Below are 12,840 nucleotides of genomic sequence, written 5' to 3'. Positions count from 1 at the left end.
CGTCTCCTCCGGGGCTGCGGCGGTCGCGTCATTGGGGGGTCCCGCTCAGGGCGGGGTTCGGTCGCGGCGGTCACGGCGTGAATCGGCGGGATGAATCAACGCTCGGTAAACGGATCGTAATGCAGAGTAAAGGGCGAGCATAGATTTTACGGGCAAATGGGTGAATAGATCACTCTGAAGAGTGAAGTGCCTATTTGATCGGCTTGTCGGACTAATTCCTTCTCGGTCCCGTGTGAATGTGGCGGCGCTGTCCGCACCCGAGAGAAGGAAGAAGGTGGGCGGAACATGGCCGCCACCCCCAGGATCGCCGCGGGCTCCGTGATCGCCGCGGTCTGCGCCGCATCGCTCGCCGGTTGCGCGACCGGCACCCCCCGGCAGGACGACCCCGACCCGCAGAAGCCGACGCCGGCCCAGGCGCCGAAGAGCGCGGTCCGGCTGATCGGAGACGGCTCCACCGCCTACACCGGCGCCCAGCCCCACCTGCCCAGGCCCGAACGGCTGCGGCCCGGCCAGAAGCCCCCGCAGTTCGTCGTCTTCTCCTGGGACGGCGCGGGCGAGGACGGCCAGAAGCTGTTCTCCCACTTCCGCCAGGTCGCCAAGAAGAACAACGCGACCATGACGTACTTCCTGAGCGGCGTGTACATGCTGCCGAACGACGAGCGTGACCAGTACCGCCCGCCCCAGCACTCCCCGGGCCGCTCCGACATCGGCTTCAACGACCGTCGGGGCATCGCCGCCACGGTGAAGCAGCTGCGCCTGGCGTGGCTGGAGGGCAACGAGATCGGCACCCACTTCAACGGCCACTTCTGCGGCAGCGGCGGCGGTGTCGGCGAGTGGTCCGTGCAGGACTGGAAGGACGAGATCTCCCAGGCCAAGCGGTTCGTGAAGACCTGGAAGACCAACACCGGCCTGAAGGACGCCTCCCCGCTGCCCTTCGACTACGACAAGGAGCTCATCGGCGCCCGCACCCCCTGCCTCGAAGGCCAGCGCAACTTCATGAGGGCCGCCCGTGACCTGGGCTTCCGATATGACACCAGCGGTGTCAACGACCAGGTCTGGCCGAAGAAGAAGCAGGGCCTGTGGGACGTGTCCATGCAGCTCGTGCCGTTCCCCGGCCACTCCTTCGAGCAGCTCGCCATGGACTACAACTTCATGGTCAACCAATCGGGCACCACCACCCAGGGCAACCCCGCCAAGTTCGACTACTGGGGCGACCAGATGCGCGACGGCCTGCTCAAGGGCTTCGCGCGGGCCTACGACGGCAACCGCGCCCCCCTGATCATCGGCAACCACTTCGAGTCCTGGAACGGCGGCACCTACATGCGGGCCGTCGAGGAGGTCATCGAGACCGTGTGCACCAAGAAGGAGGTGCGCTGCGTGTCGTTCCGGCAGCTCGTGGACTGGCTGGACGCGCAGGACCCGAAGACGCTGGAGAAGCTGCGTGGCCTGCCGGTCGGCCAGGCGCCCAAGGAGGGCTGGGCGGCCTTCCTGTCGGACCGTCCCGCCCCGGCGCCCAAGGGCGTGCCCGGCGCTCCGGCGGCCAAGGGGTAGTCCTCGGGCGGACGTGGCCGGGCGCACGCGCGCGTGAAGAAGGCCACTCCGCGGCGGGACGGGGCCCCGGGGTGCGTAGGGTCGTACTCATGAGTACAGCAGGCGCGACCGCCGATCCCCTCGCGGCTCTGGGGGCGCTGCCCGGAGTGGCCGATTCCGTGGAGTCCGTACGCAAGGCCGTCGACCGGGTCTACGGGCACCGGGTCATGCGGCGGCGCAGCAACGCGATCACCTCCGAGGCCGCCCTACGAGGCGCCCGGGGCTCGGCCGCGCTGTCCGGCGCGGACTGGGCCCTGGAGGAGGTGCGCCGGCGTACGGACTTCAGTGGCGACGACGAGGCCCGCACCGTGGGTGCCGCCCTACGGCTCACCGCCGAGGCGGGCCAGCTGCTGTCGATCTGGCGGCAGTCGCCCCTGCGCGTGCTGGCCCGGCTGCACCTGGTGGCGGCCGCCGGCAAGGGCGACGAGGTGGGGCGGCCCCGCAAGGAGGGCGAGCCGGTCGACGAACCGGTCGTCGGGCTGCCGCTGCCGGGCGCCGCGGAGGCGCACGGCCGGCTGGACGGGCTGGCCGGACTGATCATCGCCGGCGGCTCCGCACCGGCGCTGGTGACGGCCGCCGTCGTGCACGGCGAACTCCTCGCGCTGCGCCCCTTCACGTCCCACAACGGCCTGGTCGCGCGCACGGCCGAACGCATCGTCCTGGTGGGCAGCGGGTTGGACCCGAAGTCGGTCTGCGCGGCCGAGGTCGGCCACGCCGAGCTGGGACGCGACGCCTACCTGAAGGCCCTGGGCGGGTACGTCTCCGGTACCCCCGAGGGCGTGGCCGCCTGGATCGCCCACTGCGGCAGGGCCGTCGAACTGGGGGCCCGTGAGTCCATGGCGGTGTGCGAGGCGCTGCAACGCGGAGCGGCCTGACATCGCCCGGTGGGAAAAATGATGCGGCGGTACGAGTTCTCGTACCGCCGCTGGCATGAGCACCGGGTTACCAAGCGTCCTCGATATATGCCCATCAGGTCGGGAGCTTTGCCCGTCCCTGGTGCGGCTGGCCCGTATTCGACGGGTCGACGTCGCGTGGGTGCCCGGTGTTCATGCTCGGTCCGTGGGGCCAAATGCGTTAAAAAGGTGATCCTCTCGGATGTCCTTGGTCTCGCGGGCCGTTGAGTCCTTTGTACTCCTGCCCCGCAGTGAGCGGAAGTCCAGACTGCACTTCTTTACTTTTGGGTTCACATAGGACCGTGCGTCGTACCAGGTCAAGCGACCGTCGCCCGGCGCCTGTTCGCGTACCAGACGAGTCCCGCGGTGGCTGCGGCGGCTCCTATGGCGGCGACCGCGACGAGCGCCGGACGCGGCGGTACGGAGAACGCCGGAATGCGCTGCTTGAGCCGGACGGGGCGGTGGAAGTCCAGGATCGGCCACCCGCGTGCGAGGGCCTCGCGGCGCAGCGCCCGGTCCGGGTTCACGGCGTGCGGATGGCCGACGGACTCCAGCATCGGCACATCGGTCGCCGAGTCGCTGTAGGCGTAGCAGCGGCTGAGGTCGTACCCCTCCGACGCGGCCAGTTCCCTGACGGCCTCGGCCTTGGTGGGGCCGTACGCGTAGTACTCCACCTCGCCGGTGAAGCAGCCGTCCTCGCCCACGACCATGCGGGTGGCGACGACGCGGTCCGCGCCGAGCAGCTCGCCGATCGGCTCGACCACTTCGGCGCCCGAGGTGGACACGATGACGACATCGCGTCCGGCGGTGTGGTGCTCCTCGATCAGGGAGGCCGCCTCGTCGTAGATGATCGGGTCGATCAGGTCGTGCAGCGTCTCGGCGACGATCTCCTTGACCTGCTGCACGTTCCAGCCGCGGCACAGGGCGGACAGATATGCGCGCATGCGCTCCATCTGGTCGTGGTCGGCGCCGCCGGCGAGGAAGACGAACTGGGCATATGCGGTACGCAAGACGGCCCTGCGGTTGATCAGACCGCCTTGGTAGAACGACTTGCTGAACGTGAGCGTGCTCGACTTCGCAATGACCGTCTTGTCCAGGTCAAAGAAGGCGGCTGTGCGGGGCAACGAGTGGTTTTCCACGTCCCAGAGCATAGGGGCAGCCCATTCGGCGTAAGGTGGGGCGCGTGGGTTTGCCTGAGAAGGCTCTCGGGTACACCATGGAAGTCACGGATCGTTCGCGACCGTGCTAACCCGGCCCGACTCCTCCCCCCCCCGAGTCGGCCGTGGGGACGACCCCCGCTCTCCCCCCCGGCGGGGGTCGTCGCATGTCCGGGTGGGTTTTCTCCTTCTTCTCACGGCCTGACAGCCGGTCCGGCAGAGTCCCGGACGCGTTCTTGACATGCGCATGACTTGTGACGCTGTGTGGCGATCGGACTGCTCTGTGGAAGCCGCACAGAGGGTCTGAGCGGCTCACCGGTATGGGTGAAGGCGATATTCACAACCCCCGGCGCATCCACAGTTTTCCACCAAGATCCACACGATTTCCGGGTTCGCTGCACCGTGATTCCTGCGCGTCCCGCTCGCGGCGAGTTCATGGCCGGTTCCGAGTACCCGGGAGCGTTTGGCCGGTTTCCGTCGGCCGTTCACAGGGAGGCCACTCGCCGGTTCTTCCCACGTTTGGGAATCGCGGGGCCGCAGGGGCCGTGCGAGTCACGCAGCGAAGGGGGATGGAAACCGTGGCCGGAACCGTCACGCACGACCCGCCGCCAACCGCCGGAGGCCGGCAGGGCGGACCGCTGATCGTCACCGAGGACACCGAACTCCTCGACGATCTGCTCCGCCTGTGCGCGGCGGCGGGCGCCACACCCGAGGTGCATCACGGGGTGCCGGAGCGCAGAGGCGGCTGGGAGGCCGCGCCGCTGATCCTGGTGGGCGACGACGCGGCGCGGAGGGTGCGCGGGGCCGCGCGCAGAAGGGGCGTCGTCCTCGTGGGCCGGGACCAGGACGACTCAGGGGTGTGGCGACGGGCCGTCGAGATCGGCGCCGAGCACGTGCTGATGCTGCCCGACGGCGAGCAGTGGCTGGTCGACCGGATCGCCGACGTGGCCGAGGGCGTCGGCCGGCCCGCCCTCACCGTGGGTGTCATCGGCGGCCGAGGCGGGGCCGGAGCCTCCACGCTCTCCTGCGCCCTCGCCGTCTCCTCCGCGCGGGAGGGACTGCGCACCCTCCTCGTGGACGCCGATCCGCTGGGCGGCGGACTCGACGTGCTCCTCGGCGGTGAGACGGCCGAAGGGCTGCGCTGGCCCGCATTCGCCTCCTCACGCGGACGGGTCGGCGGGGGAGCCCTGGAGGAGTCGCTGCCCGAGCTGCACTCGCTTCGGGTGCTCAGCTGGGACCGCGGCGACCGGATCGCCGTCCCGCCGCAGGCGGTGCGCGCGGTGCTCGCGGCGGCCCGGCGCCGGGGAGGCACGGTCGTGGTCGACCTGCCCCGCCGGATCGACGACGGTGTCGCCGAGGTCCTCTCGCAGCTGGACCTGGGCTTGCTGGTGGTGCCCGCCGAGCTGCGGGCCGTCGCGGCCGCGGGGCGGGTGGCCTCCGCGGTCGGCATGGTCCTGCGGGACCTGCGCGTGGCGGTCCGCGGGCCGTACCCACCGGGGCTCGACGACCGCGAGGTGGCCCGGCTGCTCCGACTGCCCCTGGTCGGCGAGGTACCGGACGAGCCGGGGCTGACGCGCCCGGACGAGGGCGCGGCGCCACCGGGCGCCGTTCCTCGAGGACCGCTCGCCCGGTTCTGCAAGGGGTTCTGGGAGCGGGCGCTCGTCGAGGCGGGTGCGGCATGAGCACCCTGGCCACTCACGAGGGCGCGGCGCTGCTCGACGGTGTGCGGCGGTGGCTGGCCGAGAGCGGGGCCGAGCCGACCCCCGCACGCGTGGCGCAGGCCCTGCGGGAACAGGGGCGGGTCCTCGGGGACGCCGAGGTCCTGGGGGCCGCCGCACAGTTGCGGTCCGAGCTGGTCGGCAGCGGACCGTTGGAGCCGCTCCTCGCCGATCCGTCGGTGACGGACGTGCTCGTGTCGGCCCCGGACCGGGTCTGGGTGGACCGGGGCGGCGGACTGGAGCTGACGCCGGTGCGGTTCCCGGACGCGGCGGCCGTGCGGCGTCTCGCCCAGCGTCTGGCCGCCGTGGCCGGACGCCGACTGGACGACGCCCGGCCCTGGGCCGACGCCCGGCTGCCCGACGGAACGCGATTGCACGCGGTGCTGCCGCCGGTGGCCGTCGGCTGCGCCTGCCTGTCGCTGCGGGTCGTGCGGCCCCGTGCCTTCACCCTCGGCGAGCTGGTCGCGGCGGGCACGGTGCCGCCGGGCGGGGACCGCGTGCTGCGGGCGCTGCTCGACGCCCGGCTGTCCTTTCTGGTCAGCGGAGGAACCGGCACCGGCAAGACCACGCTGCTGAGTGCCCTGCTGGGACTGGTGGGGCCGGACGAGCGGATCGTCCTCGCCGAGGACTCGGCGGAACTGCGACCCGATCATCCGCACGTCGTGCGGCTGGAGACCAGACCCGCCAACCAGGAGGGCGCGGGCCTGGTCACCCTCGAGGATCTGGTGCGTCAGGCGCTGCGGATGCGGCCCGACCGGCTGGTCGTGGGTGAGGTGCGCGGACCCGAAGTGGTGCATCTGCTGGCCGCGTTGAACACCGGCCACGAGGGCGGCTGCGGGACCGTGCACGCCAACGCCGCCGCCGATGTACCGGCCCGGCTGGAGGCGCTCGGCACGGCCGCCGGACTCGACCGGGCCGCGCTGCACAGCCAATTGGCGGCCGCGCTCTCCGTGGTGCTGCATCTGGTGCGCGACCGCTCCGGGCGGCGACGGATCGCCGAGGTGCACGTGCTGGAGCGGGACCCGTCGGGGCTGGTGCGGACAGTGCCGGCCCTGCGGTGGGGAGCGCAGGCGTTCGTGCGGGAGCGGGGTTGGGAGCGGCTGCGGGGGCTTCTTCGGGGTGAGGCGAGCGGGAGCAGGCCGGACGAGGCCGCGGTGGAGGGGGCCGGTCGTGACGGGGGTGCCTGAGATGTCGACGGGTGCGGCGGTGGTGTGCATGGGGGCGGCCGTGTGGCTGTTGGCCGAGCGGGAGGAGGCGGCGCGGCGGGCACGGTTGCTGCTCGCGGGTGGCGGGGCCGTCGCGCAGGGACCGGCTGGGTGGCGGCGGCTGACCGGTGGGCTGCGGCGCCTCCGCGGGAGGCTGGGAGCCGAGTGGTGGTCGGCGGTGGCCGGGCTGGTGCTGGCGGTGCCGGGGGCGTCGGTGCTGCCGGTCGTCCTGGGGGCGGCCGGGGTGCCGCTGCTGAGGCGGGCCCGGCTGGCCGGCGGGGCGCGGCGGGACCGGGAACAGCGGGCCGACGCGGTGATCGCCCTGTGCGGCACGCTCGCCGGGGAGGTGCGGGCCGGACGCCAGCCGGGCGAGGCGTTGTTGCGGGCCGCGCGGGACTGCTACGGACTCGCCGACGCTCAGGTGACGGTGCTGGCGGCGGCGCGGTTCGGCGGTGATGTGCCGGACGCGCTCGCGACGGCGGCACGGCAACCGGGTGCCGAGGGGCTGCTTGGCCTGGCGGCGTGCTGGCGGGTCGCCGTGGACCAGGGCGCGGGACTTGCGGCCGGACTCGACCGGCTCGCCGCCGCCCTGCGCGCCGAGCGGGATCAACGGTCCGACCTGCGTGCCCAGTTGGCGGGTGCTCGGGCCACGGCGGTGATGCTCGCCGGGCTGCCGGCCCTGGGCCTCGCCATCGGCACCGCGCTGGGCGCCGATCCCCTCCACGTCCTGCTGCACACGGGGGCGGGGCTGGGCTGCCTGGCGACCGGCGGGGTGATGGAGGGCCTGGGGCTGTGGTGGGTGGGGCGGATCGTACGGAGCGCGGAGGGAGCGGCATGAGCACAGAAGTTGTCCACAGGCTGGGGGTGGCCGTGGGGATCGTGGCGGTCTGCGCAGGGTCGGCGCGGTGGCTGATCACGTCCCGGCGTCGCCGGAGGACGCGTCGGCGACTGGCCGGCCTGGTGAGGGCCCGGGAGGTGCCGGCGCCTGTTCCACGCCTGGCCCTGGACGGGATTGCCCGGGCCTGGTTGCCCCCGGCGGGCGTGGCGTGCGCCGGATGGGCGCTGGTCGGGGGTCTGGCCGGGGTCGCCGTGGGGCTGGCAGGCGCGGTGGGTGTGTGGCGGTGGCGGCTGAGGCGGGAGACGGTCGGCGCGGATCCGCGCACATCCGACCTCGCCGAGGCGGCGCGGCAACTGCCCCTCGCCGCCGACCTGCTGGCGGCCTGCATCGCGGCGGGTGCCGGCCCGGTGATCGCGGCGCAGGCGGTGGGCGAGGCCCTCGGCGGCCCCGTCGGCGACGCCCTCGCACGGGGTGCGGCGGAGGTGCGGCTGGGTGGGGAACCGGGTGCGGCCTGGCGGAGGTTGGGGGCCCTCCCGGGCGCCGGAGCCCTGGCCGCGCTGCTGGAACGGGCCGATGTGTCCGGGCTGCCCGCCGCCGTGCCGGTCGCACGGCTCGCCGCAGAGGCCCGTGCCGACTGGGGCCGCGCCGCGACGGTCAGGGCCCGCCGGGCGGGCGTGATGGTCAGTGCGCCGGTCGGGCTGTGCTTCCTGCCCGCGTTCATCGCGGTCGGCGTGCTGCCCGTGGTGATCGGGCTCGCGGGCGGGGTGCTCGCAGGGGGTGGTGGATGACGCGAAGACGGACCGGAAGCAAGTGAGCGGCAAAAAGCAGAAGTTCGGACTCTTTCCCACGGGGGTTGAGATGTATCAGGTGGTACGGGCACGGCTGCGTGTCCTGGTGAGCGGGATGCGCACGGCGCGGAGCGACAGGGGGATGGTCACCTCCGAGTACGCGATGGGAATCATCGCCGCGGTGGCGTTCGCGGTGGTGCTGTACAAGGTCGTCACGAGCGGGCCGGTCAGCGCGGAGCTGCAAGCCATCGTGAAGGGAGCCCTCAATGCGCGAATGTGAGCGGGGCGCCGACCGGGGGTTCGTCACGGCGGAGTCGGCCGTGGTGCTGCCCGTGCTGGTGATGTTCGCGATGGCCCTGGTGTGGGGGCTGCTGGCCGTGGCCGCGCAGATCCAGTGTGTGGACGCGGCGCGGACGGGAGCGCGTGCGGCGGCCCGCCAGGACCCGCCCGGCGCGGTCGTGAAGCTGACCCGTGAGGCGGCGCCGCCCGGTGCGAAGGTGACCGTCAGCCGGGACGCGGAGCAGGTCCGGGTGGTCGTCGTGGCCGAGCCGCCGGTGCTGCGTGGTCTGTCCTTCACCGTGCGCGAGGAGGCCGTGGCGTCGGTGGAGGAGGCGGTGGGCACGTGAGGCGCCGTCGGGCGAGGGCCGGATCCGGCCTGAGGGCGGCGGCCATGGGCCGGCGCGCCGGGTCTGACCGCGGGTCCGCCACCGTCTGGAGCGTGGGGGCCGTCGCCGTCCTGTGCGTGGTGTTCGGTGTGGTCCTCGCGCTCGGCCAGGCCGTCGTGATCCGGCATCGTGCGGCGGGCGGTGCGGATCTCGCGGCGCTCGCCGCAGCGGATCACTGGGCCGAGGGCGGTGCGGTTGCCTGTGCCCGGGCCGGCCGGGTGGCCCGGGCACAGGGCGTGCGGTTGGTGCGGTGCGAGGTCACCGGACAGATCTCGGACGTCACGGCGGCGTCGGGACGGGGGCCGTTCACGGCGGAGGTCAGGGCGCGGGCGGGGCCTGCGACGGCCCTGCCGGACCTCACGTCGGCTGCTCAGCTGCCCCGTCCGCCGTCTCCGTCTCCTGCGCAGCGCCCTCCTTCTCCTCGGGAGCCCCCTCCAGCAGCACCGTGAGGAGGCGCACCGCCCCCCTCTTGTGCAGCGGATCGTTGCCGTTGCCGCACTTGGGGGACTGGATGCAGGACGGACAGCCGGCCTCGCACTCGCAGGAGCCGATGGCCTGGCGGGTGGCGGACAGCCAGGTGCGGGCGGTGCGGAAGGCGCGCTCCGAGAAGCCCGCGCCGCCCGGATGGCCGTCGTAGACGAAGACCGTGGGCAGGAGCGTGTCGGGGTGGAGCGGGATCGACACGCCGCCGATGTCCCAGCGGTCGCAGGTCGCGAAGAGGGGCAGCAGCCCGATCGACGCGTGCTCGGCGGCGTGCAGGGAGCCGCCGAGGATCTCCGGGTTGATCCGCGCCCGGTCCAGCTGGTCCTCGGTGACGGTCCACCACACGGCGCGGGTGCGCAGCGTACGGGGAGGGAGGTCGAGTTTGGTCTCGCCGAGCACTTCGCCGGTGATGAGCCGTCTGCGCAGGAAGGAGACGACCTGGTTGGTGACCTCGACGGAGCCGTAGCAGAGGCGGCCGTCACCCCAGGGGATCTCGACGTCCGTCTCCAGGACGGAGATCGACGTCGTGTCCCGGGCGACCGTGGAGTAGGGCGGGGCGGCCTCCTCGACGAGGGCGACGGAGTCCTCCAGATCCAGCGACCGCACCAGGTAGGAACGGCCCTGGTGGAGATGGACCGCCCCCTCGTGCACTGTCGAGTGCGCGGCGCCGGCGTCCACCGTGCCGAGCAGCCGGCCGGTGCCGGTCTCGACGACCTGGACCGGGCGTCCGCCCTCGCCGCGGATGTCCGTCAGGTCGGCGGCGCGCTCCCGGCGGGTCCAGTGCCAGGCCTTGGTGCGGCGGCGCAGCAGCTTCGCGGCCTCCAGCTGGGGCAGCAGGCCCTCGCTGGCGGGGCCGAACAGGTCGAGGTCCTCGTCCGTCAGGGGCAGCTCCGCGGCCGCGGCGCACAGGTGCGGGGCCAGCACGTAGGGATTGTCGGGGTCGAGGACGGTCGATTCGACAGGCTGGTCGAACAGGGCCTCGGGGTGGTGGACGAGGAAGGTGTCCAGCGGGTCGTCACGGGCGACCAGAACGGCCAGCGCCCCCTGCCCGGACCGTCCGGCCCGGCCCGCCTGCTGCCACAGGGAGGCACGCGTGCCCGGGTAGCCGGCGATGACGACCGCGTCGAGGCCGGAGATGTCGATGCCGAGTTCGAGGGCGTTCGTCGCCGCGAGGCCCAGCAGTTCACCCGAATGGAGGGCTTGTTCGAGTGCGCGGCGCTCCTCCGGCAGATAGCCACCCCGGTACGCCGCGACACGCCGGGCGAGCGACCGGTCGACCTCGGCCAGACGCTCCTGGGAGATGACCGAGATCAGCTCGGCGCCACGCCGGGAGCGGACGAAGGTCACCGAGCGCACACCCTGCACGGTGAGGTCGGTCAGCAGGTCGGCGGCCTCGGCGGTGGCCGTACGGCGGACCGGGGCGCCCCTTTCCCCGTGCAGTTCGGTCAGCGGCGGTTCCCACAGGGCGAACACCAGTTCACCGCGTGGGGAGGCGTCGTCGGCCACCTCCAGCACCGGCACGCCGGTGAGGCGGCGGGCGGCCACCGCGGGTTCGGCGGCGGTCGCGGAGGCCAGCAGGAACACCGGCGACGCGCCGTAGCGGGCGCACAGGCGGCGCAGGCGGCGCAGCACCTGGGCGACGTGGGAGCCGAAGACGCCGCGGTAGGTGTGGCACTCGTCGATGACGACGTACTTCAGCGACTTCAGGAAGGAGGACCAGCGGGGGTGGGAGGGCAGGATGCCGCGGTGCAGCATGTCCGGGTTGGTCAGGACGTAGTTGGCGTACTGGCGGATCCACTCGCGTTCCTCGAACGGAGTATCGCCGTCGTACACGGCTGCGCGTACCGAATTGCCCAGAGGATGTGAAAGTTCCTTCACGGAGCGGCATTGGTCCGCCGCGAGGGCCTTGGTCGGAGCCAGGTAGAGCGTGGTCGCGCCGCGGCCGTTCGGAGCCTCCGCGCCCTCCAGGAGGGTGGACAGAACCGGCACCAGGTAGGCCAGGGACTTGCCGGAGGCCGTGCCGGTGGCCACGACGACCGAGTCGCCGTCCAGGGCGTGCTCGGCGGCGCGTGCCTGGTGGGCCCAGGGATGTTCGATGCCCGCGGCCCGCACGGCGGCGACGACCTCCGCGCGGATCCGGTCCGGCCAGACGGCATGCCGACCCGCGCGCGGGGGCAAGTGCTCCGTATGAGTAATGCGCGAAGCCCTGCCCGGGCCGGACGCGAGCCGGTCCAGGACCGCGCTCGGCGCGGGCCGGGAGGCGGGGTCCGTCGGGGTTCGATCGGATCGGTGATTCTTGGCCATCGGCACCGAGTGTGTCACTGGCGTGACGGACAATGGAGCCAAGGCGTCGTGCACGCCTGCCGGTAAGTGATTGAATGCCATCGCGGCTGGCGAAGCGTCCAGGGGCTGAAGCCGAATGCCCCTAGGGCGACCGCTCGATAGCAAGGTGCTGGAGGATCCGTGGACCTGTCCCTGTCGACCGAAACCATGGGCGATCGCACGATCGTCAGGGTCGGTGGCGAAATCGACGTATATACCGCGCCCAAGCTGCGCGAGCAGTTGGTCGAGCTGGTGAACGACGGCAGTTTCCACCTTGTCGTCGACATGGAGGGCGTGGATTTCCTCGACTCCACCGGGCTCGGCGTGCTGGTCGGCGGCCTGAAGCGTGTGCGGGCCCATGAGGGCTCCCTGCGCCTGGTCTGCAACCAGGAGCGCATTTTGAAGATCTTCCGTATCACCGGCCTGACCAAGGTGTTCCCGATTCACACCTCGGTCGAGGAAGCGGTTGCGGCCACCGACTGACGCCGGTCCCGGGCCATGTGCCCGGGCCGGCATTCGGCAGAAGTGACAAGCGAGGGGGCCCGGGTTTCGCCGGCCCGGCGCCTCCCGACAGCACGCCCGTAGTTGCGAGGGGGATGCATGGCCACCGTTGAGCTCCGCTTCAGCGCGCTGCCCGAGCACGTCAGGACCGCCCGGCTGGTGGCGGCAGCGGTGGCGCGCAGGGCCGGAGTGGACGAGGCCGTCCTCGACGAGGTCAGGCTCGCCGTCGGCGAGGCGTGCAGCCGGGCCGTCGGGCTGCACCAGACCGGTGGGATCTCGGCACCGGTGAAGGTGTTGCTGATCGAGGAGGAGAAGCAGTTCTCCATCGAGGTCGGCGACGCGGCCCCGCACGCGGTCTCCGGCGAGCGCGGACCCGGCGGCGGACCCGGCGACTCCGGCGGGGAGGCCGACGAGGACGAGATGGGCCTCGCGGTCATCAGTGGACTCGTCGACGACGTCGAGGTCAGCGCGGGCGAGCACGGCGGGCTGATCAAGATGACCTGGCCGACCACACCGCCGCCGACGATTCTGGTCTGACCCCGCCACCGCACATCCCGTTCTTGACGAAGGGCCCCACCCGTGGGGCCCTTCGTCATGTGCGGGTGTCAGTGCTCGCCTTTACAGTGGTTCCTGTGTCGTTCATCGCGTGAATTCGTTCACGATCATTCGCGCGCTCTACG

13 protein-coding genes are annotated in these 12,840 nt (G+C 72.4%); 11 read left to right on the top strand and 2 right to left on the bottom strand.

From position 1 onward, the window contains the following. Positions 1 to 285 precede the first annotated feature (285 nt). The gene (locus tag QNO09_RS00895) at positions 286 to 1,551 is read left to right on the top strand and encodes a polysaccharide deacetylase family protein (protein ID WP_283968049.1); all 1,266 of its coding nucleotides are present in this window, start codon (positions 286 to 288) and stop codon (positions 1,549 to 1,551) included. An 89-nt stretch (positions 1,552 to 1,640) separates the two neighbouring features. Next, on the top strand, positions 1,641 to 2,465 hold the full coding sequence (locus tag QNO09_RS00890; RefSeq protein ID WP_283968048.1) for a Fic family protein: 825 nt from the start codon (positions 1,641 to 1,643) through the stop codon (positions 2,463 to 2,465). A gap of 335 nt (positions 2,466 to 2,800) precedes the next feature. Here the strand turns inward: QNO09_RS00890 and QNO09_RS00885 are convergent, their stop codons facing one another. Next, the gene (locus tag QNO09_RS00885) at positions 2,801 to 3,634 is read right to left on the bottom strand and encodes an HAD family hydrolase (protein ID WP_283968047.1); all 834 of its coding nucleotides are present in this window, start codon (positions 3,632 to 3,634) and stop codon (positions 2,801 to 2,803) included. 575 nt (positions 3,635 to 4,209) lie between these two features. On the opposite strand from QNO09_RS00885, the gene ssd reads away from it, so the two are divergent. The 7 genes from ssd to QNO09_RS00850 all read left to right on the top strand — a co-directional run bounded on the left by ssd (position 4,210) and on the right by QNO09_RS00850 (position 9,303). Then, positions 4,210 to 5,322 carry a septum site-determining protein Ssd gene (ssd, locus tag QNO09_RS00880; RefSeq protein ID WP_283968046.1) on the top strand — a complete coding sequence of 371 codons (1,113 nt, stop codon included), beginning with the start codon at positions 4,210 to 4,212 and terminating at the stop codon, positions 5,320 to 5,322. Then, positions 5,319 to 6,545, top strand: a complete 1,227-nt coding sequence (locus tag QNO09_RS00875; protein WP_283968045.1) for a TadA family conjugal transfer-associated ATPase — start codon at positions 5,319 to 5,321, stop codon at positions 6,543 to 6,545. The genes ssd and QNO09_RS00875 overlap by 4 nt, the downstream gene beginning before the upstream one ends. 1 nt (position 6,546) lies before the next feature. Continuing rightward, positions 6,547 to 7,401, top strand: coding sequence for a type II secretion system F family protein (locus QNO09_RS00870; RefSeq protein WP_283968398.1), 855 nt, complete (start codon positions 6,547 to 6,549; stop codon positions 7,399 to 7,401). Further along, positions 7,398 to 8,189: a type II secretion system F family protein gene (locus QNO09_RS00865; protein ID WP_283968044.1), complete on the top strand. Its 792-nt coding sequence runs from the start codon at positions 7,398 to 7,400 to the stop codon at positions 8,187 to 8,189. Before QNO09_RS00870 ends, QNO09_RS00865 begins: the two co-directional genes overlap by 4 nt. Before the next feature lie 70 nt (positions 8,190 to 8,259). Next, the gene (locus QNO09_RS00860; RefSeq protein WP_283968397.1) at positions 8,260 to 8,469 is read left to right on the top strand and encodes a DUF4244 domain-containing protein; all 210 of its coding nucleotides are present in this window, start codon (positions 8,260 to 8,262) and stop codon (positions 8,467 to 8,469) included. Then, the gene (locus QNO09_RS00855) at positions 8,456 to 8,815 is read left to right on the top strand and encodes a TadE family type IV pilus minor pilin (RefSeq protein ID WP_283968043.1); all 360 of its coding nucleotides are present in this window, start codon (positions 8,456 to 8,458) and stop codon (positions 8,813 to 8,815) included. The genes QNO09_RS00860 and QNO09_RS00855 overlap by 14 nt, the downstream gene beginning before the upstream one ends. Before the next feature lie 44 nt (positions 8,816 to 8,859). Beyond that, a complete protein-coding gene (locus QNO09_RS00850) occupies positions 8,860 to 9,303 on the top strand; it encodes an Rv3654c family TadE-like protein (RefSeq protein WP_283968396.1) in 444 nt (147 codons plus the stop codon). Here the strand turns inward: QNO09_RS00850 and QNO09_RS00845 are convergent. Beyond that, positions 9,212 to 11,722 carry a DEAD/DEAH box helicase gene (locus QNO09_RS00845; protein ID WP_283968042.1) on the bottom strand — a complete coding sequence of 837 codons (2,511 nt, stop codon included), beginning with the start codon at positions 11,720 to 11,722 and terminating at the stop codon, positions 9,212 to 9,214. The two genes, QNO09_RS00850 and QNO09_RS00845, sit on opposite strands and share 92 nt — an antisense overlap. 78 nt (positions 11,723 to 11,800) lie before the next feature. On the opposite strand from QNO09_RS00845, the gene bldG reads away from it, so the two are divergent. Continuing rightward, entirely contained in the window at positions 11,801 to 12,142 is a 342-nt protein-coding gene (gene bldG, locus QNO09_RS00840; RefSeq protein ID WP_003991900.1) for an anti-sigma factor antagonist BldG, read from the top strand. Positions 12,143 to 12,259: 117 nt separating this feature from the next. Then, entirely contained in the window at positions 12,260 to 12,697 is a 438-nt protein-coding gene (locus QNO09_RS00835) for an ATP-binding protein (protein ID WP_283968041.1), read from the top strand. Positions 12,698 to 12,840 lie beyond the last annotated feature (143 nt).

This window comes from Streptomyces sp. 378, from assembly GCF_030124145.1.
Taxonomy (GTDB): domain Bacteria; phylum Actinomycetota; class Actinomycetes; order Streptomycetales; family Streptomycetaceae; genus Streptomyces.
This window is presented reverse-complemented; position numbering and strand designations above follow the sequence as displayed.

Excerpts from the sequence above, each read along its gene's own strand:
- QNO09_RS00835 (WP_283968041.1), top strand. The coding sequence starts at position 12,260 with ATGGCCACCGTTGAGCTCCGCTTCAGCGCGCTGCCCGAGCACGTCAGG.
- QNO09_RS00860 (WP_283968397.1), top strand. The coding sequence starts at position 8,260 with ATGTATCAGGTGGTACGGGCACGGCTGCGTGTCCTGGTGAGCGGGATG.
- QNO09_RS00890 (WP_283968048.1), top strand. The coding sequence starts at position 1,641 with ATGAGTACAGCAGGCGCGACCGCCGATCCCCTCGCGGCTCTGGGGGCG.
- ssd (WP_283968046.1), top strand. The coding sequence starts at position 4,210 with ATGGAAACCGTGGCCGGAACCGTCACGCACGACCCGCCGCCAACCGCC.
- QNO09_RS00850 (WP_283968396.1), top strand. The coding sequence starts at position 8,860 with ATGGGCCGGCGCGCCGGGTCTGACCGCGGGTCCGCCACCGTCTGGAGC.
- QNO09_RS00895 (WP_283968049.1), top strand. The coding sequence starts at position 286 with ATGGCCGCCACCCCCAGGATCGCCGCGGGCTCCGTGATCGCCGCGGTC.
- QNO09_RS00875 (WP_283968045.1), top strand. The coding sequence starts at position 5,319 with ATGAGCACCCTGGCCACTCACGAGGGCGCGGCGCTGCTCGACGGTGTG.
- QNO09_RS00855 (WP_283968043.1), top strand. The coding sequence starts at position 8,456 with ATGCGCGAATGTGAGCGGGGCGCCGACCGGGGGTTCGTCACGGCGGAG.
- QNO09_RS00870 (WP_283968398.1), top strand. The coding sequence starts at position 6,547 with ATGTCGACGGGTGCGGCGGTGGTGTGCATGGGGGCGGCCGTGTGGCTG.
- QNO09_RS00885 (WP_283968047.1), bottom strand. The coding sequence starts at position 3,634 with ATGCTCTGGGACGTGGAAAACCACTCGTTGCCCCGCACAGCCGCCTTC.
- QNO09_RS00865 (WP_283968044.1), top strand. The coding sequence starts at position 7,398 with ATGAGCACAGAAGTTGTCCACAGGCTGGGGGTGGCCGTGGGGATCGTG.
- QNO09_RS00845 (WP_283968042.1), bottom strand. The coding sequence starts at position 11,722 with ATGGCATTCAATCACTTACCGGCAGGCGTGCACGACGCCTTGGCTCCA.